The 24,735-nt window shown below is 60.6% G+C and carries 22 protein-coding genes and 1 tRNA gene; 4 read left to right on the forward strand and 19 right to left on the reverse strand.

Going from position 1 to position 24,735, the window contains the following annotated elements; genetic code table 11:
• Positions 1-223 (forward strand): hypothetical protein (locus tag KW825_RS11905; RefSeq protein ID WP_218329338.1); only part of this gene is annotated, 223 nt, incomplete at its 5' end.
• A 127-nt stretch (positions 224-350) separates the two neighbouring features.
• Positions 351-821, forward strand: a complete 471-nt coding sequence (locus KW825_RS11910; protein ID WP_218329339.1) for a tetratricopeptide repeat protein — start codon at positions 351-353, stop codon at positions 819-821.
• Between the two features lie 48 nt (positions 822-869).
• Here KW825_RS11910 and KW825_RS11915 read toward each other — a convergent pair.
• From KW825_RS11915 to rpsU, 5 genes are all read right to left on the reverse strand, one after another.
• A tRNA-Ile gene (locus KW825_RS11915) sits at positions 870-946 on the reverse strand.
• A gap of 179 nt (positions 947-1,125) precedes the next feature.
• Positions 1,126-3,021 carry an RNA polymerase sigma factor RpoD gene (gene rpoD / locus KW825_RS11920; protein ID WP_305729942.1) on the reverse strand — a complete coding sequence of 632 codons (1,896 nt, stop codon included), beginning with the start codon at positions 3,019-3,021 and terminating at the stop codon, positions 1,126-1,128.
• 183 nt (positions 3,022-3,204) lie between these two features.
• Positions 3,205-4,992 (reverse strand): DNA primase, encoded by a 1,788-nt coding sequence (dnaG, locus tag KW825_RS11925; protein WP_218329340.1) that lies wholly within the window; start codon positions 4,990-4,992, stop codon positions 3,205-3,207.
• Between the two features lie 89 nt (positions 4,993-5,081).
• Complete coding sequence (locus KW825_RS11930; protein ID WP_042653031.1) at positions 5,082-5,525, reverse strand: GatB/YqeY domain-containing protein; 444 nt, start codon at positions 5,523-5,525, stop codon at positions 5,082-5,084.
• A 15-nt stretch (positions 5,526-5,540) separates the two neighbouring features.
• Positions 5,541-5,756: a 30S ribosomal protein S21 gene (gene rpsU / locus KW825_RS11935; protein WP_005309452.1), complete on the reverse strand. Its 216-nt coding sequence runs from the start codon at positions 5,754-5,756 to the stop codon at positions 5,541-5,543.
• 179 nt (positions 5,757-5,935) lie between these two features.
• Between rpsU and tsaD the strand changes: the two genes are divergently transcribed.
• Positions 5,936-6,949, forward strand: coding sequence for a tRNA (adenosine(37)-N6)-threonylcarbamoyltransferase complex transferase subunit TsaD (tsaD, locus tag KW825_RS11940; protein ID WP_218329341.1), 1,014 nt, complete (start codon positions 5,936-5,938; stop codon positions 6,947-6,949).
• Positions 6,950-7,035: 86 nt separating this feature from the next.
• Here tsaD and rpoS read toward each other — a convergent pair whose 3' ends face one another.
• From rpoS to rlmD, 14 genes are all read right to left on the reverse strand, one after another.
• Positions 7,036-8,019: an RNA polymerase sigma factor RpoS gene (gene rpoS, locus KW825_RS11945; RefSeq protein WP_218291645.1), complete on the reverse strand. Its 984-nt coding sequence runs from the start codon at positions 8,017-8,019 to the stop codon at positions 7,036-7,038.
• A 46-nt stretch (positions 8,020-8,065) separates the two neighbouring features.
• The gene (locus tag KW825_RS11950; RefSeq protein ID WP_042653034.1) at positions 8,066-9,112 is read right to left on the reverse strand and encodes a LysM peptidoglycan-binding domain-containing protein; all 1,047 of its coding nucleotides are present in this window, start codon (positions 9,110-9,112) and stop codon (positions 8,066-8,068) included.
• A 9-nt stretch (positions 9,113-9,121) separates the two neighbouring features.
• Entirely contained in the window at positions 9,122-9,703 is a 582-nt protein-coding gene (locus KW825_RS11955) for a YqaA family protein (protein ID WP_218329342.1), read from the reverse strand.
• Positions 9,700-10,317, reverse strand: a complete 618-nt coding sequence (locus KW825_RS11960) for a protein-L-isoaspartate(D-aspartate) O-methyltransferase (RefSeq protein ID WP_218329343.1) — start codon at positions 10,315-10,317, stop codon at positions 9,700-9,702. The genes KW825_RS11955 and KW825_RS11960 overlap by 4 nt, the downstream gene beginning before the upstream one ends.
• A 4-nt stretch (positions 10,318-10,321) precedes the next feature.
• Positions 10,322-11,083 (reverse strand): 5'/3'-nucleotidase SurE, encoded by a 762-nt coding sequence (gene surE, locus KW825_RS11965; RefSeq protein ID WP_042653037.1) that lies wholly within the window; start codon positions 11,081-11,083, stop codon positions 10,322-10,324.
• Complete coding sequence (truD, locus tag KW825_RS11970) at positions 11,064-12,122, reverse strand: tRNA pseudouridine(13) synthase TruD (protein WP_218329344.1); 1,059 nt, start codon at positions 12,120-12,122, stop codon at positions 11,064-11,066. Before truD ends, surE begins: the two co-directional genes overlap by 20 nt.
• On the reverse strand, positions 12,122-12,598 hold the full coding sequence (ispF, locus tag KW825_RS11975) for a 2-C-methyl-D-erythritol 2,4-cyclodiphosphate synthase (RefSeq protein ID WP_042653038.1): 477 nt from the start codon (positions 12,596-12,598) through the stop codon (positions 12,122-12,124). Before ispF ends, truD begins: the two co-directional genes overlap by 1 nt.
• Positions 12,595-13,326: a 2-C-methyl-D-erythritol 4-phosphate cytidylyltransferase gene (gene ispD / locus KW825_RS11980; RefSeq protein ID WP_218329345.1), complete on the reverse strand. Its 732-nt coding sequence runs from the start codon at positions 13,324-13,326 to the stop codon at positions 12,595-12,597. The genes ispF and ispD overlap by 4 nt, the downstream gene beginning before the upstream one ends.
• Complete coding sequence (gene ftsB / locus KW825_RS11985; protein ID WP_042653040.1) at positions 13,319-13,636, reverse strand: cell division protein FtsB; 318 nt, start codon at positions 13,634-13,636, stop codon at positions 13,319-13,321. The genes ispD and ftsB overlap by 8 nt, the downstream gene beginning before the upstream one ends.
• A gap of 230 nt (positions 13,637-13,866) precedes the next feature.
• Positions 13,867-15,165 carry a phosphopyruvate hydratase gene (gene eno / locus KW825_RS11990; RefSeq protein ID WP_042653041.1) on the reverse strand — a complete coding sequence of 433 codons (1,299 nt, stop codon included), beginning with the start codon at positions 15,163-15,165 and terminating at the stop codon, positions 13,867-13,869.
• Positions 15,166-15,254: 89 nt separating this feature from the next.
• Positions 15,255-16,892: a glutamine hydrolyzing CTP synthase gene (pyrG, locus tag KW825_RS11995; protein WP_042653042.1), complete on the reverse strand. Its 1,638-nt coding sequence runs from the start codon at positions 16,890-16,892 to the stop codon at positions 15,255-15,257.
• 141 nt (positions 16,893-17,033) lie between these two features.
• Entirely contained in the window at positions 17,034-17,831 is a 798-nt protein-coding gene (mazG, locus tag KW825_RS12000) for a nucleoside triphosphate pyrophosphohydrolase (protein WP_218329346.1), read from the reverse strand.
• A gap of 64 nt (positions 17,832-17,895) precedes the next feature.
• Positions 17,896-20,106: a GTP diphosphokinase gene (gene relA / locus KW825_RS12005; RefSeq protein WP_042653044.1), complete on the reverse strand. Its 2,211-nt coding sequence runs from the start codon at positions 20,104-20,106 to the stop codon at positions 17,896-17,898.
• 325 nt (positions 20,107-20,431) lie between these two features.
• Positions 20,432-21,754 carry a 23S rRNA (uracil(1939)-C(5))-methyltransferase RlmD gene (rlmD, locus tag KW825_RS12010; protein WP_218329347.1) on the reverse strand — a complete coding sequence of 441 codons (1,323 nt, stop codon included), beginning with the start codon at positions 21,752-21,754 and terminating at the stop codon, positions 20,432-20,434.
• Positions 21,755-21,989: 235 nt separating this feature from the next.
• Between rlmD and barA the strand changes: the two genes are divergently transcribed.
• Positions 21,990-24,701, forward strand: coding sequence for a two-component sensor histidine kinase BarA (gene barA, locus KW825_RS12015; protein WP_218329348.1), 2,712 nt, complete (start codon positions 21,990-21,992; stop codon positions 24,699-24,701).
• Positions 24,702-24,735: the final 34 nt, after the last annotated feature.

Genomic DNA, 24,735 nt, shown 5'->3' on the forward strand with positions numbered 1-24,735 from the left:
GCTGGCGCAAGCTGAGCTGTGGGAAGAGAGACAGCAGGTGTTGAAAGGCTTGGGTATCCATGATGGCGGCCCTCGGGTGATGACCTACTTCAAGGTTAGCCTTTCAACATGTAATTGGGACAGAGCCTTTTTTATCCGCGAGGTGCCCCATGCGATCAGCGTGCGGCCCGGCGGGACTCGCCTCGAGAGACCCCCTGGCTTGCTCCGTCTCCAGCCGGCCTGACCGTCGCCATTGGCGCCCGCCTGCTGCTTATCTCTGCCAGCGCGGCGGATGCATGGCCCTCTCTTCCCCATTTCCCGGCCGCTGACTCGCAGGCATACTGGAATTACATCCCCATGCAGGAGCGCATATGAAACAGCTGGAAACCCTCAGGGCCGAAGGACGGATTGAAGAGGCTCGCCAACACGGTCTGCTGCAACTCATCGAGCACCCGCAGCACGCCGAGCTGCATTATGAGGTGGCCTGCCTGCACGACACGCTCGGGCGCGAGACCCAGGCCATTCCCCTCTACCAGAAGGCCATAGCGCTGGGACTGAGCGAGGTCTCCTTGCGCGGCGCCTGGCTGGGTCTCGGCAGCTCTTATCGCAGCACCGGGCAGTATACGGAGGCCCTGGCCGCCTTCGAGCAGGGGCTGGCCCGCTTCCCCGACGCCGCCGAGTTCAGGGTGTTTAGGGCCATGGCCTGTTACAACCTGGGCCACCACAAGGAGGGAATGGAGAGCCTGCTGGCCGTGCTGGCCGTCACTACGACGGCTCCCGACCTAACCCCCTATAGACGCGCCATCGCGCTCTACGCCGAGGATCTTGACCGGCGCTGGTGAACGCCAGAAACGACAAAGCCGCTCATGATGAGCGGCTTTGTCTGAATTTGGTGGCCCCTGCCTGACTTGAACAGGCGACCAATCGATTATGAGTCGACTGCTCTAACCAACTGAGCTAAGGGGCCAGAATCTTGGTTTTGCGGCGTGGATTATAGGGGATGTGTGATAACCCGTCCATAGGCAGATCAACCACTTGGCGAGTTTTTGTCCACCCGTCAGCAAATCTCTCTGCGCCCTGGCTCCCGGATAAAACAAAGCCCCGCATGGCGGGGCTTTTGAGACAGCTCAGGGCAATGCTTCAGGACTATTCGTCCAGGAAGCTGCGCAGCACTTCCGAGCGGCTCGGGTGGCGCAGTTTGCGCAGTGCCTTGGCTTCGATCTGACGAATACGCTCACGGGTCACGTCGAACTGCTTGCCCACTTCCTCGAGGGTGTGGTCAGTGTTCATGTCGATCCCGAAACGCATCCGCAACACCTTGGCTTCGCGGGCAGTCAGACCGGCCAGCACTTCGCGAGTCGCGTTGCGCAGGCTTTCGCTGGTCGCCGCATCCGCCGGCAGTGCCAGGGTGGTGTCTTCGATGAAGTCGCCCAAGTGGGAATCTTCATCATCACCGATGGGCGTCTCCATGGAGATGGGCTCCTTGGCGATCTTCAGCACCTTGCGGATCTTGTCTTCCGGCATGCCCATACGCATGGCCAGCTCTTCCGGGTTCGGTTCACGACCCATCTCCTGCAGCATCTGGCGGGAGATACGGTTGAGCTTGTTGATGGTCTCGATCATGTGCACCGGGATACGGATGGTACGGGCCTGATCCGCGATGGAGCGGGTAATGGCCTGACGGATCCACCAGGTGGCGTAGGTCGAGAACTTGTAGCCACGACGGTATTCAAACTTGTCTACCGCCTTCATCAGACCTATGTTGCCCTCCTGGATCAGATCCAGGAATTGCAGACCGCGGTTGGTGTATTTCTTGGCGATAGAGATAACCAGACGCAGGTTGGCCTCGACCATCTCTTTCTTCGCACGACGGGCCTTGGCCTCGCCGATGCTCATGCGACGGTTGATATCCTTGATCTGGGCGATGGAGAGGCCGGTCTCCTCTTCGATCTGCTGCAGCTTGCCGATGGCGCGCAGCACATCTTCGTCCATCTCGACCAGACGCGGCGACCAGGCTTTGCCTGCCTGCTTCTGATATTCAAACCAGGCGGTCTCGCACTCATTGTTGGTGAAGGCCGCGACGAAGGTTTTCTTCGGCATCTTGGCCTGCTCAACGCAGAGTTTCATGATGATGCGTTCCTGCACCCGCACCCGCTCCATCATCTCGCGCATGTTGTTGACCAGGCGATCGAACTGCTTGGGCATCAGGCGGAATTGACGGAACACATCGGCCAGCTGGGCGATGGCAGCCTGGGTATCGTCGTGGGCACGACCATTCTTTTGAATGGAGAGACGGGTGACTTCGTACTGGGCACGCAGTTCACCGAACTTCTCACGGGCGACTTCAGGATCCGGACCACCGTCCCCCTCGTCGTCGGAGTTGTCACCGTCTTCATCTTCGTCTTCGTCTTCGTCTTCGTCTTCGTCAGCCAGATCGTCTTCGCTGAGCTCGGAGCCGATATGAGTGGCGGTCGGCGCCACATCATCGGCCTCGTTGGGATCGATAAAACCGGAGATGATATCGGACAGACGCAACTGCTCGGCTTCGTACTTGTCGTACTGTTCGAGCAGGTAAGTGATGGCTTCAGGGTACTCGGCAACGGAGCTTTGTACCTGGTTGATACCGTCTTCGATCCGCTTGGCGATGTCGATTTCGCCTTCGCGGGTCAGCAGTTCGACGGTACCCATTTCCCGCATGTACATGCGGACGGGATCGGTCGTGCGACCAATCTCAGATTCAACAGATGCCAGAGCCTGGGCCGCTGCTTCGGCAGCGTCCTCATCGGCGGTACCACCTTCGGCCATGATCAGGTCATCGGCGTCCGGGGCATTTTCCACCACCTGGATACCCATATCGTTGATCATCTGGATGATGTCTTCGATCTGGTCAGAGTCGACAATGTCTTGCGGGAGGTGATCGTTCACCTCGGCATAGGTCAGGTAGCCCTGTTCTTTACCTTTGGCAACGAGGAGTTTAAGCTGAGACTGCGGGGTTTGCTCCATAGAACTCATCCGGTTGGTGTTGCTAGGTTGCGCGTACAGTGCGCTGCTGCGCAAATAGCCAATTCTAATAGAAAACCGCCAGACATGCTATGTCTGGTTGCGGCGTCGGTCATGAGAAACCCCTGCCCGCAGTATTGTCGGGGCCAGGCGGTTATACAATATTTGCTTTTAATCCCGTCGATTCGGGCAACGGTATTTATATTGAGACTAAACACTCAAATATCAAGCCCCACTCTCATTTCTTTTCTCAATCTGCACCTCTCTGATCAGCATCATCAGCTCCTGCGTCTCCTCAGAGCTTAGCCCTTCCTGCGCCACCTTGGCCTGCAACTCTTCGATCCGTTGCTTCAGAAACTGGTTGATGAAACCGACGAAGGTATCCTGCAGTTCACCCAGGATATCCGGCTCCTGATCGAGCTTTATCTCTTCAAACAGGTCGTGCATCGCCAGCTGGGCCAGGATCTCTCCCTCCTTGGTGCCACGCCAGTGCTCCAGCAAGATGCCGGTGGTGACAGCTGGCTGGGAAAGGATCTGCTGATGCAGTTGCAACAGGAACTTGATGCCCTGCACCCGCAGCCCGGCCAGCTCCGGCATGGGCGGCAACTCGGCCGTTATCGACGGGTACTGGATCATCAGCGCCAGTGCACGGCGCAGCGGCGTCAACTTGGCGGCCTTGGGTTTGTTGACCTCCCCCTTGGGCTGGCTATTGCGGGCAAACAGCTCGGCGATCCGCTGCTTGTTCTCACCCCAGCGCATCATGCTGGAGAGCCGGGTGATCAGCCCCTCGCGGGTGAAGCCCTCCGGCACCCGGCGGATCAGCTCGGCCGCCTTGTTGGCCACCTCGAACTTGCCCGCCTCACCGGAGAGGGCCGCATCCCGTCCAAGACGCTCGAACATGAAATCGGCGAAGGGCTGAGCCTCGTCCAGCAGGGCCTCGAAACCCTCCTTACCGATCTGGCGCACCAGCGAGTCCGGATCCTCTCCATCCGGCAGGAACACGAACTTGAGTTCGCGCCCGTCCTGCAGATGGGAGAGGGCATTATCCAGTGCCCGCCAGGCCGCCTCACGACCGGCGTTGTCACCGTCGTAGCAACAAACCACCTCGGCCGTGGTACGAAACAGGGTGTGGATATGGTCGCTGGTAGTGGCGGTGCCCAGCGCGGCCACCGCATAGTCGATGTCGTACTGACCGAGCGCCACCACGTCCATATAGCCTTCTACCACCAGGATCCGGCGAGGATCCTTGTGTGCCTGCTTCACCTCGTAGAGGCCGAACAGTTCCCGCCCCTTGTGGAAGATGGGGGTCTCCGGCGAGTTGAGGTACTTGGGAGTGCCATCCCCCAACACCCTGCCACCGAAGCCGATGACCCGGCCCCGCTTGTCACGGATCGGGAACATGATGCGATCGCGGAAGCGATCATAGCTGCCGGGGCCGCTGTCGCGGGGGATCAGCATGCCGCCGGAGATGAGCAGCTGTTCGTGATCCCGGCTGGAGCCAAAGCGCCGCCGGACCTGATCCCAGTCGCCCGGGGCATAGCCTATGTTGAAGCGCTTGACCACTTCCCCGGTCAGACCGCGTCCCTTCAGGTATTCCACCGCCTGAGGAGCCCCCTTGAGATTGCTCTCGTAGAAGCGGGCAATCTGGCTCATCAGCTCATAGAGATCCTTGCTGACGGCGGGTTGGGAACTGGCCGAGCCCCCCAGGCTCTGCTCACGAGGCACCTGCATACCCTGCATGCTGGCGAGCTCTTCGATGGCGTCGGGGAATTCGAGTCCGTCGTACTCCATAACGAAGCCGATGGCGTTGCCGTGGGCGCCACAGCCGAAACAGTGGTAGAACTGCTTCTCCTGGCTGACGGTGAAAGAGGGGCTTTTTTCGTTATGAAAAGGACAGCAAGCCTGATAGTTCTTCCCGGCCTTCTTCAGCCGCACTCGCGAGTCGATCAACTCGACGATATCGGTGCGTACGAGCAGATCATCGATAAAGGATTGTGGGATCCTGCCTGCCATAACCGTCCTGTTTCATTACTCGGAAAAATAAAAAAGCCGCGCATTCACAGGGAAGCACGGCTTCTTTCGACTAACAAGAGAAATGCCTGTTACGCCAAGCGGGTTTTCACCTGAGCACTGACGGCGCCGACATCGGCACGCCCCTGAATCTTCGGCTTCAAGACAGCCATGACCTTGCCCATATCAGCCATGACGGCAGCACCACTTTCAGTGATGGCTTGCTCGATCAGTGCGGCAATTTCGTCCGCGGTCAGCTGTTGCGGCAGAAATTCCTGCAACACCAAGATCTCTGCGGACTCTTTGTCGGCAAGATCCTGACGACCGGCAGCTTCAAATTGGCTGATGGAATCGCGGCGCTGTTTGACCATCTTGGTCACGACAGCGAGGATATCCTCATCATTGAGCTCGATACGGGTATCAACTTCACGCTGCTTGATTTCTGCCATCAACAAACGGATCGTCCCCAGGCGAGCCTTATCTCTGGCAAGCATGGCGAGTTTTTGTTGATCCTTGAGTTGATCCTTCAGAGACACGGCATGATCTCCCGATTAGTACAGGCGGATACGACGTGCGTTTTCGCGGGACAGCTTCTTGGCGTGACGCTTAACGGCAGACGCTTTGGCGCGCTTACGGATGGTAGTCGGCTTCTCGTAGAACTCACGGCTACGAACTTCAGACAGGATACCGGCCTTTTCGCAAGAACGCTTGAAGCGACGCAGAGCAACGTCAAACGGCTCATTTTCACGGACTTTGATTACTGGCATGTGCCTTTCACCTCAGTGATATATTGTTAGCTGACCATCAGTCGATCAGCATGTCTTAAAATGGTGCGAAATTATACTCTGGACAGGGAATGAAAGTAAACCCGCAGAGATCGCTCTGGTTTAAAAAACCCGCGAAGGTTACCATAGCCGTCTCATTTTAGCAGTGAAATTTTTTAGCAATGCGTGTATTGGGCATAGAGACATCCTGTGATGAAACCGGGATCGCGATCTTCGACGATCAAAAAGGGATCCTTTCCCATCAATTATACAGTCAGGTCAAGCTGCATGCGGACTACGGTGGCGTCGTCCCCGAGCTCGCCAGCCGGGATCATGTCCGCAAGACGATCCCCTTGATCCAGGCCGCGTTGCAAGAGGCGGGACTGGGTAAAGACGACATCGACGGCATCGCCTACACCGCGGGTCCGGGCCTGGTTGGCGCCATCCTGGTCGGCGCCACCATAGGCCGCTCGCTGGCGATGGCCTGGGGCAAACCGGCCATCGCCGTGCACCACATGGAGGGTCACCTGCTGGCACCCATGCTGGAGGAGCGGGCCCCCGACTTCCCCTTCGTGGCGCTGCTGGTCTCCGGCGGTCACTCCATGCTGGTACGAGTCGATGGCATAGGCCGCTATCAACTGCTGGGCGAATCCATCGATGATGCCGCTGGTGAGGCGTTCGACAAGACCGCCAAGCTGATGGGACTGGATTATCCAGGTGGTCCCCTGCTCTCCAGGCTGGCCGAGCAGGGTACCACGGGACGTTTCATCTTCCCGCGTCCCATGACCGATCGGCCCGGCCTCGACATGAGCTTCTCCGGCCTCAAGACCTTTGCCGCCAACACCATAGCCGCCAATGCCGACGATGAACAGACCCGTGCCGACATCGCCCGCGCCTTCGAAGATGCCGTGGTCGATACCCTGGCCATCAAGTGTCGTCGCGCCTTGAAGGAGACCGGCCTCAAGCGGCTCGTCGTGGCTGGCGGGGTCAGCGCCAACCGTCACCTGCGCACCCAGCTGGCCGAGCTGATGGAGAGCCTCAAGGGCGAGGTGTTCTACCCGCGTACCGAGTATTGCACCGACAACGGCGCCATGATTGCCTACGCTGGCATGCAGCGCCTCAAGGCCGGCGTGTTTGAACCGCTGGCGATCAAGGCGGTGCCACGCTGGCCGCTGGACACCTTGGATCCGGTTTGATCCAGAGGATCCTGTCGCAATGAAAAGGGGCCAATGGCCCCTTTGTTGTCTCTGTCGGCTGTATCACGGCCATCAGTTGGTACGGACTAATTGGTTCTAAACAGGGCCTCGATGGAGAGACCCTGCCCCAGCAGGATCTCCCGCAAACGACGCAAGCCTTCCACCTGGATCTGGCGTACCCGCTCCCGGGTCAGCCCGATCTCGGCACCCACGTCTTCCAGGGTGGCCGGCTCATAACCGAGCAGGCCGAAACGACGGGCCAGCACCTCCCGTTGCTTGGGGTTCAGCTCCTCCAGCCAGTGGACTATGCTGCTGCGCATATCGTCCTCCTGGGATTCCAGTTCGGGCCCCATACCGCGCTCATCGGACAGGACATCGAGCAGGGCCTTGTCGCGATCGCCACCGATGGGGGTATCCACCGAGGTGATCTTCTCGTTGAGCTTGAGCATGCGATTCACATCATCGACCGAGCGATCCAGCGCATGGGCAATGTCCTCGGCGGTGGGTTCATGGTCGAGACGGTGCGAGAGCTCGCGGGCGGTACGCAGGTAGACATTCAGCTCCTTGACCACATGGATCGGCAGCCGGATAGTCCGGGTCTGGTTCATGATGGCCCGCTCTATGGTCTGGCGGATCCACCAGGTGGCATAGGTGGAGAAACGGAAGCCGCGCTCGGGATCGAACTTTTCGACCGCGCGGATGAGACCGAGGTTGCCCTCTTCGATGAGATCCAGCAGCACCAGGCCGCGGTTGTTGTAGCGTCTGGCGATCTTGACCACCAGCCGCAAGTTGGACTCGATCATGCGTTTGCGGGCGGCTTTGTCACCGCGCAAGGCACGACGGGCGTAGTAGACTTCCTCTTCAGCCGTGAGCAAGGGGGAGAACCCAATCTCCCCCAGGTAGAGCTGGGTGGCATCCATGACCTTGTTCAGTTCCGGCACCATCAATTCGTCGGAGATAGTCTCCTCAACCTCGGCGGCAACTTCCTGAACCTCTTCTTCCTCATGGGTTTCCAGCTCTTCGTCGAACTCTAATTCTGCATCCTGCATTACCAGTTGTTCTTGGCTCATGATATGTCTCCCTGACCTGAACCAGAGTAAGACCTAGCTCTCTGGGTTAACGCTTTGGCAAATAGCTCATCGGGTTAATCGACTTGCCTCTGTACCGGATCTCGAAGTGCAAGCGCACATCCGGTGCGTCCGTGCTACCCATATTGGCGATGACCGTGCCCCCTTTGACGGAGTCACCCTCCTTCACCCGCAACTCATCGTTGTGGGCATAAGCGGAGAGGTAGTCATCATCGTGCTTGAGAATAATCAGCTTGCCATAGCCCCGCAGCGCGCTGCCCGCATAGACAACCTTGCCACCGCTCGCGGCGTAGATGGGTTGCCCCTTCTGACCCGAGATATCGATGCCCTTGTTGCCCTGCTCCGCGACAGAGAAACCTTCGACGACCCGGCCTTGAGTCGGCCAGTGCCATGAGAGCTTCGACTGGGAGCTGCTTGTTTTTTGTTCTTTGACCTGAGCGTATGCTGTTGAAGATGATGGAGCAATCGTTTTCTGTGCGATGAACGGAGTGGTCGTACCTGCCGGGGCGGTCGCCATAGGCTTGGGACCCGAACTGGCCACTACCGCCGTCGCCACCACCATCTGGCTGCCTCCGGTCGCGCTCGACCCGACCTTGAGCACCTGCCCCACATTCAGGGCATAGGGCGCCTGCAGGTTGTTGCGCTGCGCCAGGGTCTGGTTCGACACGTTGAACTGACGCCCAATGCTGCTCAGGGTGTCGCCGCGGCGCACCTCATAGGTACCAGCGCCACTGACGGCGCTGCCGGTGCTGGCCACCGCGGCAGAGGAGCCATCCAGCCTGAGCTGCTGGCCCGGGTAGATGTTGTAGGGGGGGCTGATCCCGTTGAGGCTGACCAAGGACGCGACATCCATGCCCGAACGGAAGGCGATGGAGTAGAGGGTATCCCCCTTGACCACTGTGTAACCGCCGCCCTGCATGCCCGGATTGGCCATGTTTTGACGAGTCGGGATGGTCGAGGCAATGGGGTCATTGCCGAGACTCTGTACCGGGGCAGCAGTCTTGCTGGAAGAGCAGGCAAGCAGTAGCCATGACAACACGACGACACTACTTCCTTGCCAAACACGCGAACGCATAGTGGATCCTTAACGACTAAACCAGAAATAGGCCGCAATGGCCAAACCAATACAGAGCCAACCCAGCACATCCACATAGTGCATCAGCTTGCGCTCCATCTTCTCACCGCCCCAGCGCATCAGGCCCGCCACCAGGAAGAAGCGCATGCCACGCCCAATGATGGAGGTCACGATAAAAGGCAGTAGCGCCATATGGAGCAAGCCCGCCGTGACGGTAAACACCTTGTAGGGGATCGGCGTGAAACTGGCAATGAAAATCACCCAGATACCCCATTGTTCGAACCACTGCTCAGCCAGGGCGATCTTGTCCTCATAGCCGACAGAGACCACCAGCGGCTGCACCACCGGCTCCCACAGGGCGTAGCCCAGCAGGTAGCCAAACACCGCCCCCAGCACCGAGAACAGGGTGGCCAGGCCGGCGTAGTGCCATGCCCGGTGGGGTTTGGCCAGCGCCATGGGCGCCAGCATCACGTCCACCGGGATGGGCCAGAATACGGATTCGATAAAGGCGGTGATCGCCAGATAATAAGGCGCGTACTTGTGGCGCGCCCACTGCATCACCAGCACATAGAGGCGGGAAAACAACTTCACTCAACATCTCCGTCAATGAGGGGAACAAAACGCACCGGCTCCAGGATCCGGCTGGTCAGCTGGGAGCCAGAGCGTTCGATAAGCTGCAGCGTCTGTTGGCTGTCGCCCACCGGCAGCACCAGCCGGCCACCCTCGGCGAGCTGATCGGTCAGGGCCTTGGGCACCTCGCTGGCCGCCGCCGTCACCAGAATGGCATCGAACGGCCCCTTGTTGGGCCAGCCCAACCAGCCGTTGCCGTGCTTGGCCGAGACATTGTGCAGATCGAGCTGACGCAACCGGCGCCGGGCCAGGAACTGCAGCGACTTGATCCGCTCCACCGTGTAGACATGTTCCACCAGATGAGCCAGCACCGCGGTCTGATAACCGGAGCCAGTGCCGATCTCCAGCACATGAGCCGGATTGTTCTGGATCAGCAGCTCGGTCATCCGCGCCACCATGTAGGGTTGCGAGATGGTCTGACCCTGGCCGATGGGCAGGGCCGTATTGTCCCAGGCCTTGTGCGCCATGGCCTCGTCCACAAACAGCTGGCGTGGCACTTTCGCAATCGCCGCGAGCACGCGGAAATCGCGAATATCCTGGGCAATCAGCTGATTCAAAAGGCGTTGTACGATCACACCTTCATCCCTGCAGATCTAGCCAGGCTCCCAGACCCGCCAGACTGCTGTAGGCAGTCATGTCGATGGTCAATGGGGTGATGGAGACGTAACCCTGCTCGATGGCCGCGAAATCCGTACCCTCCCCCGCATCCTGCTGGCTGCCGGGGGGGCCGATCCAGTAGATGGGTTGACCACGAGGATCCTCGGTGCGGATTACCGACTCGGCGCGATGGCGATTGCCAAGACGAGTCACCTTGATCCCCTTGATCTGACTGAGCGGCAGATCCGGCACATTCACGTTGAGGATCTGATCGGCGGGCAGCGAGTGCAGCATCAGGCCCCGCACCAGCAGGGCGGCATAGTGGGCCGCCGTGGCGAAGTGGGTCCTGCCCACCAGCGAGATGGCCAGGGAAGGAAAACCGAGGTGGCGCCCTTCGGTCGCCGCCGCCACAGTACCGGAGTAGATGACATCATCCCCCAGGTTGGCGCCGTGGTTAATCCCGGCCACCACCATGTCCGGCTCGGGCCGCACCAGCTCGTTGACCGCCAGGTGCACGCAGTCCGTCGGCGTGCCCTTGACCGCATAGCTTTCGATCCCATTAAAGCCGGATTCGCTGAGGCGGGTGACCCGCAGCGGTACCTCCAGCGTCAGGGAATGACTCGCGCCGCTGCGGTTGCGATCCGGCGCCACCACTATGACCTCGCCACAGGCAGTCAGCGCAGTGCTGAGGGCACGAATACCCTCGGCGTGTACACCATCGTCATTACTGACCAGAATTCGCATCGGTTGGGTTCCTGAAACCGTGATCGGCCTCTTCGGCCTGCATTAACTCGCGCACCACGCTGGTGGCAAAGGCCCCGGCCGGCAGGAAGAACGACAGGGTCAAGGCCTCGGCGTCCAGCGTCCAGCTCATCCCCTCCGGCAGCAGCAGCAGCGGACGTCTGTCCTGATCCAGCCCGGCCTTCTCCAACCCGGCGCACCAGTCGCCATAAGCCGCCAGCACCCCTTGTTCAAACTCGGCGGCGGCCCCCTGACTGGCCAGTCGACCACGGCCCCACTGGGGGGCGGTCAGCTGCACGTCGCCGGAGGCCAACCGCGCCTCCAGCTCGGGGGTCAGCGTCTCTTCACTGAAGATGGAGTGACTGCCCTTGAGCATCACGCAGTCGCCGGCCAGCAGCTGATGGGCCAGCCCCTGCTCGATACGGGCACTGACGATGGCGTTGAACAGCATGCTGCGGGCGGCGGAGAGATAGAGGGAACGCTTGTTGCGATCATTGATCCGCTTGCCGGCGAACATCGCCTTGGCCGCCTCCAGGTTGTTGCCGCCACGGCCGAAGCGCTGCTCGCCGTAGTAGTTCGGCACCCCCTGGCTGGCGATGGCCTGCAGACGGGGCTCCAGCCCCTCGCTCTGCTCCAGCCCGGTCAGGCGCAGGCGGAAGTGGTTGCCCTTGAGGTAGCCGACCCGCAGCTTGCGGTTGTGACGCTTGGCCTGCAGGATCTGGATGCTGTCGCTCTGGATGACCGACAGATCCGGCTCGGCCTTGCCTGGCAGGTGAATGCCAAACCACTGTTCGGTCACCGCGTGGCGATCCTTGAGGCCGGCCCAGGTCACCGCGTTGCGATTGACCCCGGCCGCATCGGCCAGCAGGCCCGCCACCCAGGCGGTGTTCTCGCCGGTCTTGCGCACCCGCACGAAGATGTGCTCCCCTTCCCCGCAGGGCTCGAAACCGAGATCCTCATTGACCACGAAGTCGCCGGCCTCGGCCTTGAGGATACCGCGGGCAGTCGGTGCCCCATGCAAATAGCTAAGCTGTTCCAACATCATTGTTTCACCAGTAAGACGACGGCTTCGGTGGCGATCCCTTCCTTGCGCCCCGTGAATCCAAGCTGCTCTGTGGTGGTCGCCTTGACATTCACCCGGTTCAAATCACATTTCAAATCCGCCGCCAGCACGGCGCACATGGCCTCGATATGGGGGGCCATCTTGGGGGCCTGAGCGATGATGGTCACGTCCAGATTGCCGATGGCATAACCCGCCTGCTGCACCCTGGCAAATACGTCCCGCAGCAGAATGCGGCTGTCGATCCCCTTGAACTCGGCGGCGGTATCGGGGAAGTGGCGGCCGATATCACCGGCACCGATCGCCCCCAGCAGCGCATCGCTCACCGCGTGTAGCACCACATCACCGTCGGAGTGGGCCAGCAGCCCCTGTTCGTACGGCACCGCCACCCCGCCCAGCATGCAGGGGCCGACCCCGCCAAATCGGTGTACATCAAAACCATGTCCAATGCGGATCATGATGGCTCCTTGAACGATGAATCGGGTTGCGCCTGCTGGCGCCCATTCTGTTGATCTAAAAAGAGCCCCGCCAGGGAGAGATCCTCCGGCCGGGTCACCTTGATATTGTCGGCGCGCCCCTCCACCATGCGCACCGGATAACCGGCGCGCTCCATGGCGGAGGCCTCATCGGTGATGGTGGCGCCCAGTGCCAGCCCCTCCTCCAGCGCCCGCCTCAGGGGAGCAGTGGGGAACATCTGCGGGGTCAGGGCATGCCAGAGCTGCTCGCGCTCGACGGTTGCCACTATGTTGCCCTGTTCGTCGGTCCGCTTCATGGTGTCGCGCACCCGGCTGCCGAGGATGGCGCCATCGCACGTCAGGGCCGCCGCGATCAGCTTGTCGAGATCGCCGTGGCAGAGGCAGGGACGGGCCGCATCGTGCACCAGCACCCAGTCCCCGCTCGCCACATGCAGGGCATTCAGGACCGAGTAAGCGCGCTCGCTCCCCCCCTCGACCCGCAGGATACGAGGATCGGCCGCCACCGGCAGGGCATCGAACCAGCCGTCATGGGGGGCTAGCGCCACTATCACCTGAGCGATGGCAGGATGGGACAGCAGCCGGGCGAGGCTGTGCTCCAGAATGGTCTGGCCGGCCAGTTGCAGATACTGTTTCGGGCAATCGGCCCCCATCCGGCTGCCAATCCCGGCGGCGGGAACGATGGCGGTCAGCCCGATCTGGCGATCAGTCATCGTAGGGCGCACCGTCCGGCTCAGTCTCCTGGCCATTATCCTTGGGAATGATCCGGTAGAAGGTCTCACCCTGCTTGATGTAGCCGAGATCGTTGCGCGACAGCTCCTCGATGGCCTCAAGGCCCGAGGTCAGATCATCAATCTCACGATAAATCAGGTTGTTGCGGTCCTTGAGAACCAGATTGTCCTGCTGCTGCCGGTGAATGGCATCGGAGAGTTCCCGATAGTCGGAGAGGCCATTCTTCCCCAGCCAGAAGTCATATTGCAGCCCTCCCAACAGGAAGAGCAGGATAAGAGTGAGTAGCCGCATGCACTGAGTCTCCTTCAAGCGGCCTAGTTTCCCATATTCGCAGGCAAGACAAAAGGAAGCCGGTGAGCCAGACGGGCAGGGCCGACCAAAAAAGGCGAAAAGACCATGGGCGCCACCGAAAACATCTCACCCGACATCTGCTCGGACTGTGGGCAAACCAGTCTGTGGACATAAAAAAACCCCGCCAGAGTGGCGGGGTTTTTCAACAGCTTAAAAAGTGCAGGCAGTAATTACTGGCCTTTCACTTCTTTCAGACCGCGGAACGGAGCCTTGGCACCCAGGGCTTCTTCGATACGGATCAGCTGGTTGTACTTGGCAACACGGTCAGAACGGCTCATGGAACCGGTCTTGATCTGGCCAGCAGCGGTACCCACGGCCAGGTCGGCGATGGTCGCGTCTTCGGTCTCACCGGAGCGGTGGGAGATGACGGCGGTGTAGCCAGCGTCTTTGGCCATCTTGATGGCAGCCAGAGTCTCGGTCAGGGAACCGATCTGGTTGAACTTGATCAGGATGGAGTTGGCGATGCCGTTGTCGATGCCGCGCTTCAGGATCTTGGTGTTGGTTACGAACAGGTCGTCACCCACGATCTGGATCTTGCTACCCAGTTCCTTGGTCTGGTAGGCGAAGCCGTCCCAGTCGGATTCGTCCAGGCCATCTTCGATGGAGACGATCGGGAACTTGGTGGTCAGGTCGGCCAGGTAGTCGGAGAACTCGTTGGAGGTGAAGATACGACCTTCGCCCTTCAGGTTGTACTCTTTCTTCTCGGCGTCGTAGAACTCGGAAGCGGCGCAGTCCATGGCCAGGGTGATATCGGTACCCAGCTTGTAACCGGCAGCAGCAACGGCTTCGGAGATCACTTCCAGCGCTTCGGCGTTGGACTTCAGGTTAGGTGCGAAACCACCTTCGTCACCCACTGCGGTGGCGTAGCCCTTGGACTTCAGTACCTTGGCCAGGTTGTGGAAGACCTCGGCACCCATGCGGATGGCTTCTTTCAGGGTCTTGGCGCCAACCGGCTGGATCATGAACTCCTGGATGTCGACGTTGTTGTCGGCATGCTCACCACCGTTGATGATGTTCATCATCGGCAGCGGCATGGAGTAAACACCCGGGGTACCGTTCAGCTCGGCGATGTGAGCGTACAGCGGCAGGCCCTTGGCGGCAGCAGCAGCTTTGGCGTTGGCCAGGGAAACAGCCAGGATGGCGTTGGCGCCGAACTTGGATTTGTTCTCGGTACCGTCGAGGTCGATCATGATCTGGTCAATAGCGGCCTGGTCCTTGGCATCTTTACCCAGCAGAGCCTGAGCGATCGGGCCGTTAACGGCTTCGATGGCTTTCAGCACGCCTTTACCCAGGAAACGGCTCTTGTCGCCGTCACGCAGTTCCAGCGCTTCGCGGGAACCGGTGGACGCGCCAGACGGAGCGGCTGCCATACCAACAAAACCACCTTCCAGATGAACTTCGGCCTCAACGGTCGGGTTACCACGGGAGTCGATGATTTCACGACCGATCACTTTAACGATCTTGGACATGTGTATTTCCTCAGGTTTCGTAAAAAAACAACAAAAATATGCCAAAAAAAGCGGCTGTGGCACAGAGCCTCAACCGCATTTATTTTCAATTACTTCAGATTACGCTTCTGATACTCGCCGGCGGCCTTCACGAAACCGGCAAACAGGGCGTGTCCATCACGGGGAGTCGAGGTGAACTCCGGGTGGAACTGCGCCGCTACAAACCAAGGGTGATCCGGAATCTCGATAATTTCCACCAATTTCTTGTCGGCGGAGAGACCGGTCACCTTCAAGCCGGCCGCTTCGATCTGCGGCAGCAGCTTGTTGTTCACCTCATAACGGTGACGGTGGCGCTCATAAATGGTCGGGCTGCCGTACATCTGGCGCACCTTGGAGCCTTCTACCAGGTGGCAGAGCTGGGAGCCCAGACGCATGGTGCCACCCAGATCGGATTTCTCGGTACGGGTCTCGACGTTGCCTTCTTCATCCACCCATTCGGTGATGAGGCCAACGACCGGGTAGGCGCAATCTTTCTTGAATTCGGAGGAGTGAGCCCCTGTCATGCCGGCCACGTTGCGAGCGAACTCGATCATGGCAACCTGCATCCCCAGGCAGATACCCAGGTAGGGGATCTTGTTCTCACGGGCATACTGGGCGGCCAGGATCTTGCCTTCCACGCCACGCTCGCCGAAGCCACCCGGCACCAGGATCGCATCCAGACCTTCCAGCAGCTCGGAGCCACGGGTCTCGATGTCCTGGGAATCGATGAACTTGATGTTGACCGACAGACGGGTCTTCAGGCCACCGTGCTTGAGCGCCTCGTTGACGGACTTGTAGGCATCCGGCAGGGAAACATACTTACCGACCATGCCGATGGTCACTTCCGCGGTCGGGTTGGCCTCTTCGTAGACAACCTGTTCCCACTCGGACAAGTCGGCTTCGTTGCACTTCAGGCCGAAACGGGCGATGAAGTAGTCATCCAGATTCTGGGATTTCAGCAGCGCCGGGATCTTGTAGATGGAGTCGACGTCTTTCATGGAGATGACGGCGCGCTCTGGCACGTTGCAGAACAGGGCAATCTTGGCACGCTCGTTGGCCGGAATGGCGCGATCGGAGCGGCAGATCAGCACGTCCGGCTGGATCCCGATGGAGAGCAGCTCTTTGACCGAGTGCTGGGTCGGCTTGGTCTTCACCTCGCCGGCGGCGGCCAGGTAGGGAACCAGGGTCAGGTGCATGAACATGGCATTGTCGCGGCTCACTTCGGCGGCCAGCTGACGAATGGCTTCGAGGAACGGCAGGGACTCGATATCGCCCACTGTACCGCCCACTTCGACGATGGCCACCTGATGGCCTTCGGCACCGGCAATCACCCGCTCCTTGATGGCGTTGGTGATGTGCGGGATGACCTGGATGGTGGCGCCCAGATAGTCACCACGACGCTCTTTGCGCAGCACGTCGGCGTAGATGCGACCTGTGGTGAAGTTGTTGCGACGGGTCATCTTGGTGCGGATGAAACGCTCGTAATGGCCCAGATCCAGATCGGTCTCGGCCCCGTCCTCGGTTACGAACACTTCACCGTGCTGGGTCGGGCTCATGGTGCCCGGATCCACGTTGATATAGGGGTCCAGTTTCATGATGGTCACATCCAGACCACGGGCTTCCAGAATGGCTGCCAGAGAAGCTGCGGCAATGCCTTTGCCGAGGGATGAAACAACGCCACCAGTTACAAAAATATATTTTGTCGTCATGCTGAACCTGAAAGAAGTTTAGGGAATTTTAAGGGGTGCTTCGGGGATGAAGCAGGACGGGGAAACAGTATACCAAAACCCCCTCTCCCAAACAATGAACAAAAATCTATCAGGCTCCCCGCCTCCCCGTCTTGCGCCAAATCAACTTTGTTCGGTTTCCTTGGCCTTGTCCCAGGCTGCATCCAGCTTCTCCAGGGAACAATCGGTCATTTTCAGCCCTTCCGCGGCAATAAACTGTTCAACCTGACGAAAACGACGTTCGAACTTGGTGTTGGCGGCCCGCAGCACCTGCTCCGGATCCTTGCCCAGATGGCGTACCAGGTTGACGGTGGCAAACAGCAGATCGCCGAGCTCATCGCTGACCCTCTCGTCGTCAACGTCGACCATCAGCGCCTCCTCCATCACCTCCTCGATCTCCTCGTGGATCTTGTCCACCACGGGGCCGAGCGTCTTCCAGTCGAAACCGACGGTGGCGCAGCGCTTCTGGATCTTGGCGGCGCGGGTCAGGGCCGGCAGTGCGAGCGGGATGTCGTCCAGCACGCTCTCCTTGTCGAGCGCGGCGCGCTCCTTGGCCTTCTCCGCCTCCCAATTCAACTTGACCGCCTGCTCGTCACCCAGCTCCGCATCGGAGAACACATGGGGATGGCGGCGGATCAGCTTCTCACTCACCGTAGCGACGATATCGGCGAAATCGAACAGCCCCTGTTCCTTGCCCAGCTGGGCGTAGAACACCACCTGGAACAGCAGATCGCCGAGTTCGCCCTTCAATCCTTCCCAATCCCGGGTTTCGATGGCATCGGCCACCTCGTAGGCCTCCTCCAGGGTGTGGGGCACTATGGTCTGGAAATCCTGCTTGAGATCCCAAGGGCAACCCCCTTGCGGATTACGCAGTTGAGCCATGATCTCGAGCAGTTGGGGCAGGTCGTAACGTTGGGACATGAGAGGGTCGCTTCAATTCGTGCAAAGGGGTTAAAACAGGACCGGCCACGGGGGCCGGTCATTATCAGAGGCGCTTGGCGCTGATCACGTCGTTGAGCTGGCTGAGCTTGGCCAGGGCCCGGTTGAAGGCGTTGATGTTGTAGATCTCCAGCTCCATGTCGATCTCCGCGGTCTGCTCGCGCACGTTGGAGCGCGAGCGCACCCCCATCACGTTGATCTTCTCGTTGGCGAGCACAGTGGTGATGTCCCGCAGCAGGCCGGATCTGTCGTTGGAGAGGATGCGGATGGTGAGACCATAACCACCGGAGTAGTTCTCCCCCCAGACCGCCTCGATCAGCCGCTCCGGGTTGCGGCGAGACAGCTCCTTGAGCTGCTCGCAGTCCTCCCGGTGGATGGAGACGCCGCGCCCCATGGTGATGAAGCCCTGGATGCCATCCCCCGGAATCGGCTGGCAGCAGCGGGCGATGTGAGTCATCAGGTTGCCGACCCCTTCCACCACTATGTGATCCTTGGGCTTGGGCCGGAACGGCAGATTGGCCTTCTGCTCCAGCTTCTCCAGCAGGCGGCGATCCTCTTCCTCGGCGGTCGGCTTGTTGTAGCGGGTGTCCAGGTAGTTGAGCAGCTGGTTGATGCGGATGTCACCGCTGCCGATGCCGGCCAGCAGATCGTCGAGCTCCTCGGCATGAAAGCGCTCAAGCACCACCTTGTCCACCTTGGAGAGGGTCAGGTTGTGCCTGTCCAGCTCCTTCTCCAGCAGCTCCTTGCCGGCGGCGATGTTCTTGTCCCTATCCAGCTTCCTGAACCAGGTGGCTACCTTGGCCCGCGCCCGGCTGGAGCGCAGGAAGCCGGCGTTCGGGTTCATCCAGTCGCGGCTCGGGTTCGGCTCCTTCTGGGTGATCACCTCCACCTGATCACCGGTCTGCAGCGTATAGGTGAAGGGCACTATGCGGCCATCCACCTTGGTGCCGATGCAGCGGTGGCCGATCATGCTGTGCACGTGATAGGCGAAATCGAGCGGGGTGGCCCCCGCCGGCAGGTCGATGACATCGCCCTTGGGGGTGAACACATAGACCCTGTCCTCGAACACCTGGCTGCGCAGATCGTCCAGCAGGGAGCCGCTCTCGGAGAGATCCTCCTGCCAGGCGAGCAGCTTGCGCAGCCACTCGATCTTGTCCTCGAAGGTGCTGGTCTTGGCGGCGGCCTGGGCCCCTTCCTTGTAGCGCCAGTGGGCGGCGACGCCGAGTTCGGCATCCTGGTGCATCTGCTCGGTCCGGATCTGGATCTCGATGGTCTTGCCTTCCGCCCCCACCACCACTGTGTGGATGGATTGATAGCCGTTCGGCTTGGGGTTGGCGACATAGTCGTCGAATTCACGGGGAATGTGGTGGAAGTGGGTATGGACTATGCCGAGCGCCGCGTAGCAATCCTGCAGCCGCTTGGTCACCACCCGCACCGCACGCACGTCGAACAGCTCGTTGAATTCGAGGTGCTTCTTCTGCATCTTGCGCCAGATGCTGTAGATGTGTTTGGGGCGGCCGTAGACCTCGGCCTCGACCCCGGCCTCGGCAAGCGCATCGCGCAGGGACTGCACGAACTCGCGGATGTAACGCTCCCGATCGAGACGCTTCTCGTCGAGTTGCTTGGCGATCTGCTTGTAGGTGTCCGGGTGCAGGTAACGGAAGGCGAGATCTTCCAGCTCCCATTTGAGCTGACCGATGCCGAGCCGGTTGGCGAGCGGCGCATAGATGTTGGTGATCTCCTGGGCCATCAGCACCCGGGTCTCTTCATCCGCCTTCTTCGCCTCCCGCAGGCAGGCGATCCGCTCCGCCAGCTTGATCACCACGGCGCGCACATCCTCGACCATGGCGAGCAGCATGCGCCGCACATTGTCGACCTGCTCCGGCGAGGTTTCGCTGCGGTGCAGGGTCTGCAGGGAGCGGATAGCCTCCATCTCCAGCACCCCTTCCACCAGCTTGGCGATCTTGGGGCCGAAGTCCTCGCTCATCCGCTCCTGATTGAGGAGCCCTGCCTCGACGAAGGGATAGATGATGGCGGCCTTGAGGGTGGCAAGATCCATGCTGAGCATCAGCAGGATGCCGACCATCTCGACCCCGCGCACCAGCAGGCGGCTGGTGAGCGCCTCGTCACCGAGCGTCAGACAATACTGGTAAGCGGTTCGCAGTTGATTCTTGTCATTCTCACTCAGAGTCAGTGAACTGACCCACTCCTCCAAGGTGAAATTGTCTTTCAAATGAATATCGCGCACCGCAACCATGGTATCAATCCTTTAAATTGTGGGGCCGAAAGCCGATGCTTCCAGTCCCTCATCTGCTGATGACTGCCTCAAATGGGGATGTGAGAGAGACTTTTCAAGGCATGCCACCTTCCAGGTGACAGGGTTCTCCACACCGCTGGCCAATTTTTGAGGATCTAGATTACCCCAATCATTCCTGCTCAAACAGCGCCATAGGCATCAGAATGCCCCAGCCGCAGGAGCCGGATTACCTTAATCCATGCCTGCTAAAGCAGCGCCATGGGCGTCAGAAGGCCGACATGGCGCAACATCTCTTCCCCCCGAACCCAGCGCCGGATTACCTTAATCAATCCCGCTCAAATAGTGCCATGGACTCCAGGTGGCCGGTGTGGGGGAACATGTCCAGCATCCCCAGGCGGGCCAGTCGATAACCCCCCTTCACCAGCACCTGGCTGTCCCGCGCCAGGGTGACAGGGTTACAGGAAACATAGACCACGCGTTTGGGCGAAAGTGCCACCACATGGCTCATCACCTCCAGCGCACCGGGCCGGGCCGGATCCAGCAGCACCAGATCGAAACCTTCCCGCGCCCAGGACATACCGACGATGTCACCGCTCAGGTCCGCCTTGTAGAAGCGGGCGTTGTCGATGCCATTGCGACGGGCGTTCTCCTCGGCCCGGGTCACCATGGCCAGATCCCCTTCGACCCCGACCACCTCGCGGGCCTGACGGGCCAGCGGCAGGGTGAAGTTGCCGATGCCGCAGAACAGATCCAGCACCTTGTCCGCCTTGGTCGCCCCGAGCCATGCCAGCGCCTGGGCCACCATGCTCTGGTTGATGGGGCCATTGACCTGAATGAAATCCCCGGGGGCGAATGCAAGAGACAGGCCATCTAATGAGTAAGCGGGCTGGAATTGCTGGCGCAGCGGCTCGATGCGCTCGTCGGCCGCCTGCAGATAGAGATCGATCCCCTGGGCCTCGGCAAACTCGGTCAGCAGCGCCCGATCCGCCTCGTTGGGACGACCGGTATGGCGCAACAGCAGCAGTATCCCCTGCTCGGCCTGGATCAGTTCCGCATGTCCCAGCTCGCGCTGGCTCTTGAGGTGATTGAGGCATTCCCGCAGCGGGCTGATGAGCGCCGACAGCGAGGCGGTCAGGACTGGGCAGCTGGTGATCTCGACCAGATCGTTGGACTGGCGGCGACGAAAACCGACCCGGGTACAGCGGCCATTCTTGTCAAACTTGATGGCCAGACGGCAGACCCGGCGATAGGCGCGAGCCTCCCCGGTCAGCACGGGTTCGAGGGCCGGCGCCTTGATCTGCCCCAGTCGCTCGAACAGGCTGACCAGTCCGGCCGCCTTGGCCGCCTGCTGATCCGCCTCACTCAGGTGCTGGGCGTTGCAGCCGCCACACTCGCGATAATGGGCGCAGAAGGGGGCGATGCGATTGTCGGCGGGGGTCACCAGCTGTTGCAGGGCGGCGTGCGCATACTGCTTCTTGTCATCGATGATGCGAGCCTTGACCCGCTCACCGGGCAAGGCCCCCTCGACGAAGATCGCCTTGCCCTGATGACGGCCGATCCCGACACAGTGGTGATCCAGACTGTCTATCGTAAATTCAATACGTTGGGGCTGGGTGGATTTCTTTTGGGGCTTGAAAAACTGGGCCATAAAACTTGGTGCCTATAGGTGGCTATGTCATGATTGTGGAATCTGCTGCAGGCCATTGTCCCACAAGAATAATAGTATGACCAAATACGGCCTGAGGGCTCTCGCTGCGGCATCGGCCCCCTTGCCCATTCTGACCCTGGTCGGCGGTTTGTGCTCATGACCAGAGACGGCCTCAGAACCCTGGTGGCAGCAACATTTTTATATTGCCAACCCTCATCGTCGGCGGTTTGTTCTTATGACTAGATACGGCCTCAGAGCCAGAGTGCTGGCATTTACCATATTGCCAACCCTGATCATCGGCGGCCTGATTGCCGGTTACTTCACCTTCCACCGCTATCACCAGCTGGAAAACAACCTGATCGACCAGGGCATCAACATCATCGAGCCCCTGGCCATCGCCAGCGAATACGGCATGACCCAGCACAGCCGCGAGTCCCTCAAGCGCCTGATCGGGCTGACTCACCGCAAGAACTCGCCCTTCATCAAGTCCATCGCCGTCTTCACCCAGGACAACCAGCTGTTCGTCACCTCCAACTACCATCGTGACTTCGGCCAGCTGCGCCTGCCCGATGGCAGCGCCATCCCTGAGCTGACCAGCGTCTCCTTCAACGGTGACGACATCATACTGCGCACCCCCATCCAGGCCGAGACCAGCCTGGACGGCTTCCCCTTGCCGAGCGATCTTGAGCCGCCGGTGATCGGCTACATCTCCATGCAGCTCGCCACGGACAGGGCCATAGTCCTGCAGTATCGCGACGCCTTCTTCGCGGTGGTCATGGTGCTCATCGGCCTCGCCGTCAGCACCCTATTTGGCTTCCGGCTGGTCAAGAGCGTGACCCAGCCCATCACCGATATGGTGCAGGCGGTGCACAGGATCAGGGAGGGGCGACTCGACACCCGGGTCAGCGGCCAGCTCACCGGCGAGCTGGACATGCTGAAGAACGGCATCAACGCCATGGCCAAGGCGCTCTCCGAATACCATGAGGAGATGCAGCAGAACATCGATCAGGCCACCTCGGATCTGCGGGAGACGCTGGAGCAGATCGAGATCCAGAACGTCGAGCTCGACATGGCGAAGAAACGGGCGCAGGAGGCGGCCAGGGTCAAGTCGGAGTTCCTTGCCAACATGTCCCACGAGCTGCGTACCCCGCTCAACGGCGTCATCGGCTTCACCCGCCAGCTGCTCAAGACGGCGCTGACCCCGAGCCAGACCGACTACATGCAGACCATAGAGAAGTCGGCGCGCAACCTGCTCGGCATCATCAACGACATCCTCGACTTCTCCAAGCTGGAGGCGGGCAAGCTGCAGCTGGAGCACATCCCGTTCAGCCTGCGCGACACCCTCAACGAGACCATGCACCTGCTCGGCCCGAGCGCCCACGACAAGCAGCTCGAGCTGTCGCTGCAGGTGGATGCCGAGGTGCCGGACTACCTCACCGGCGATCCCATGCGGCTGCAGCAGGTGCTGACCAACCTCACCGGCAACGCCATCAAGTTCACCGAGCGCGGCAACGTGGACGTGCACATCCAGCAGAGCGGCAGCGCCAGTGGCAACAAGGTGCGGCTCAACGTGCTGATCCGCGATACCGGCATCGGCATCTCGGAGGAGCAACAGCGTCAGCTGTTCCAGGCCTTCAACCAGGCCGACTCCTCGATCTCGCGCCGTTATGGCGGCACCGGCCTCGGCCTGGTCATCACCCAGAAGCTGGTGCAGCAGATGGGCGGCCAGATCCGGTTCGAGTCAGAACTCGGCAAGGGCTCCGTCTTCTCCTTCAGCCTGGATCTGGACATCTCCCCCCTGCCCCAGAGCGAGCGGCTGCCGCTGGATCGCATCCAGGGCAAGCGGCTCTGGTTGCTGGAGCCGGATCCCTTCGCCCACGCCTCCCTGCTCGCCCTGCTGGCCGAATGGCAGCTGGATGTGCAGGCGCTGAGCATAGATGCCGAGTGGCCAGAGATGAGCAGCCAGGACATGGTGATCATCGGCAGCAGCACCCTGCACACGCCACAGCAGGTGATCACCCGCCTCGATGGCTTGAGCGGGCAGCAGAACACCATAGTGCTGCTCAGCAGCCACGAGCCCGCCCTCTATGAGGCCATGCTGGCCCACGGCGCCGAGCACTGCCTCTCCAAGCCCATCAACCATCGCAAGCTGCTGCATGCCCTGCTCTCCCCCGAGGCGACCAAGCGCACCCCGCTGCCCGCCGCCTCCCCCCGCCGGGTGCAGGCGGTCAAGGTATTGGCGGTGGACGACAATGCCGCCAACCTCAAGCTCATCGCCGCCATGCTCAAGGAGATGGTGAGTCAGGTGGTGGTCTGCAAGAACGGCAAGGAGGCGGTCAACCTGGCCCAGAGCCAGCCGTTCGACATCATCTTTATGGATATCCAGATGCCGATCATGGATGGCATCAGCGCCACCCAGGCGATCCGCCGTCACTCCCTCAACACCGAGACCCCCATAGTCGCGGTCACCGCCCACGCCATCCCCGGCGAGCGGGAGCGGTTGATCCGCCAGGGCATGGACGACTATCTGGCCAAGCCCATCGACGAGGGCATGCTGGCCCAGCTCATCACCGACTTCGCCCATCGCCGCCACCAGAATCACGGCGATCAGCAGATAGACTGGTCGTTGGCTGTGCGCCAGGCCGCCGGCAAGACGGAGCTAGCCCAGGAGATGCTGACCATGTTGCTGGCCAGCTTCGATGAGGTGGAGCCGCTGCTGGAGGCGGCGCTGTCCGGCCAGGCGGACGATGCCGAGGTGCTGGCACAGCTGCACCGTCTCAACGGCGGCTGCGCCTACTCCGGGGTGCCCGGCCTGCAGCGCCTGCTCTCCCAGCTCGAGCAGCAGCTGCGCGACGGGGTGCCGGTCGGCGAGCTCGAGCCCGAGTTGCTGGAGCTGCAGGATGCGCTGGAGCAGGTGCGTCAGGAGGCGCCCCGCTACCTGGCCTGAAAGCTTTTGATGCAAAATCAGCATCATCGGGTAG

This window comes from Aeromonas sp. sif2433 (assembly GCF_019218705.1).
GTDB classification, from domain to species: domain Bacteria; phylum Pseudomonadota; class Gammaproteobacteria; order Enterobacterales; family Aeromonadaceae; genus Aeromonas; species Aeromonas encheleia.

What these genes read in the sequence shown, in the direction of transcription:
- eno (WP_042653041.1), bottom strand. Translation starts at nt 15,165, where the DNA reads ATGTCCAAGATCGTTAAAGTGATCGGTCGTGAAATCATCGACTCCCGT.
- relA (WP_042653044.1), bottom strand. Translation starts at nt 20,106, where the DNA reads ATGGTTGCGGTGCGCGATATTCATTTGAAAGACAATTTCACCTTGGAG.
- KW825_RS11910 (WP_218329339.1), top strand. Translation starts at nt 351, where the DNA reads ATGAAACAGCTGGAAACCCTCAGGGCCGAAGGACGGATTGAAGAGGCT.
- truD (WP_218329344.1), bottom strand. Translation starts at nt 12,122, where the DNA reads ATGTTGGAACAGCTTAGCTATTTGCATGGGGCACCGACTGCCCGCGGT.
- rlmD (WP_218329347.1), bottom strand. Translation starts at nt 21,754, where the DNA reads ATGGCCCAGTTTTTCAAGCCCCAAAAGAAATCCACCCAGCCCCAACGT.
- pyrG (WP_042653042.1), bottom strand. Translation starts at nt 16,892, where the DNA reads ATGACGACAAAATATATTTTTGTAACTGGTGGCGTTGTTTCATCCCTC.
- rpoS (WP_218291645.1), bottom strand. Translation starts at nt 8,019, where the DNA reads ATGAGCCAAGAACAACTGGTAATGCAGGATGCAGAATTAGAGTTCGAC.
- dnaG (WP_218329340.1), bottom strand. Translation starts at nt 4,992, where the DNA reads ATGGCAGGCAGGATCCCACAATCCTTTATCGATGATCTGCTCGTACGC.
- rpsU (WP_005309452.1), bottom strand. Translation starts at nt 5,756, where the DNA reads ATGCCAGTAATCAAAGTCCGTGAAAATGAGCCGTTTGACGTTGCTCTG.
- KW825_RS11950 (WP_042653034.1), bottom strand. Translation starts at nt 9,112, where the DNA reads ATGCGTTCGCGTGTTTGGCAAGGAAGTAGTGTCGTCGTGTTGTCATGG.
- ispF (WP_042653038.1), bottom strand. Translation starts at nt 12,598, where the DNA reads ATGATCCGCATTGGACATGGTTTTGATGTACACCGATTTGGCGGGGTC.
- ftsB (WP_042653040.1), bottom strand. Translation starts at nt 13,636, where the DNA reads ATGCGGCTACTCACTCTTATCCTGCTCTTCCTGTTGGGAGGGCTGCAA.
- tsaD (WP_218329341.1), top strand. Translation starts at nt 5,936, where the DNA reads ATGCGTGTATTGGGCATAGAGACATCCTGTGATGAAACCGGGATCGCG.
- ispD (WP_218329345.1), bottom strand. Translation starts at nt 13,326, where the DNA reads ATGACTGATCGCCAGATCGGGCTGACCGCCATCGTTCCCGCCGCCGGG.
- mazG (WP_218329346.1), bottom strand. Translation starts at nt 17,831, where the DNA reads ATGTCCCAACGTTACGACCTGCCCCAACTGCTCGAGATCATGGCTCAA.
- surE (WP_042653037.1), bottom strand. Translation starts at nt 11,083, where the DNA reads ATGCGAATTCTGGTCAGTAATGACGATGGTGTACACGCCGAGGGTATT.
- barA (WP_218329348.1), top strand. Translation starts at nt 21,990, where the DNA reads ATGACTAGATACGGCCTCAGAGCCAGAGTGCTGGCATTTACCATATTG.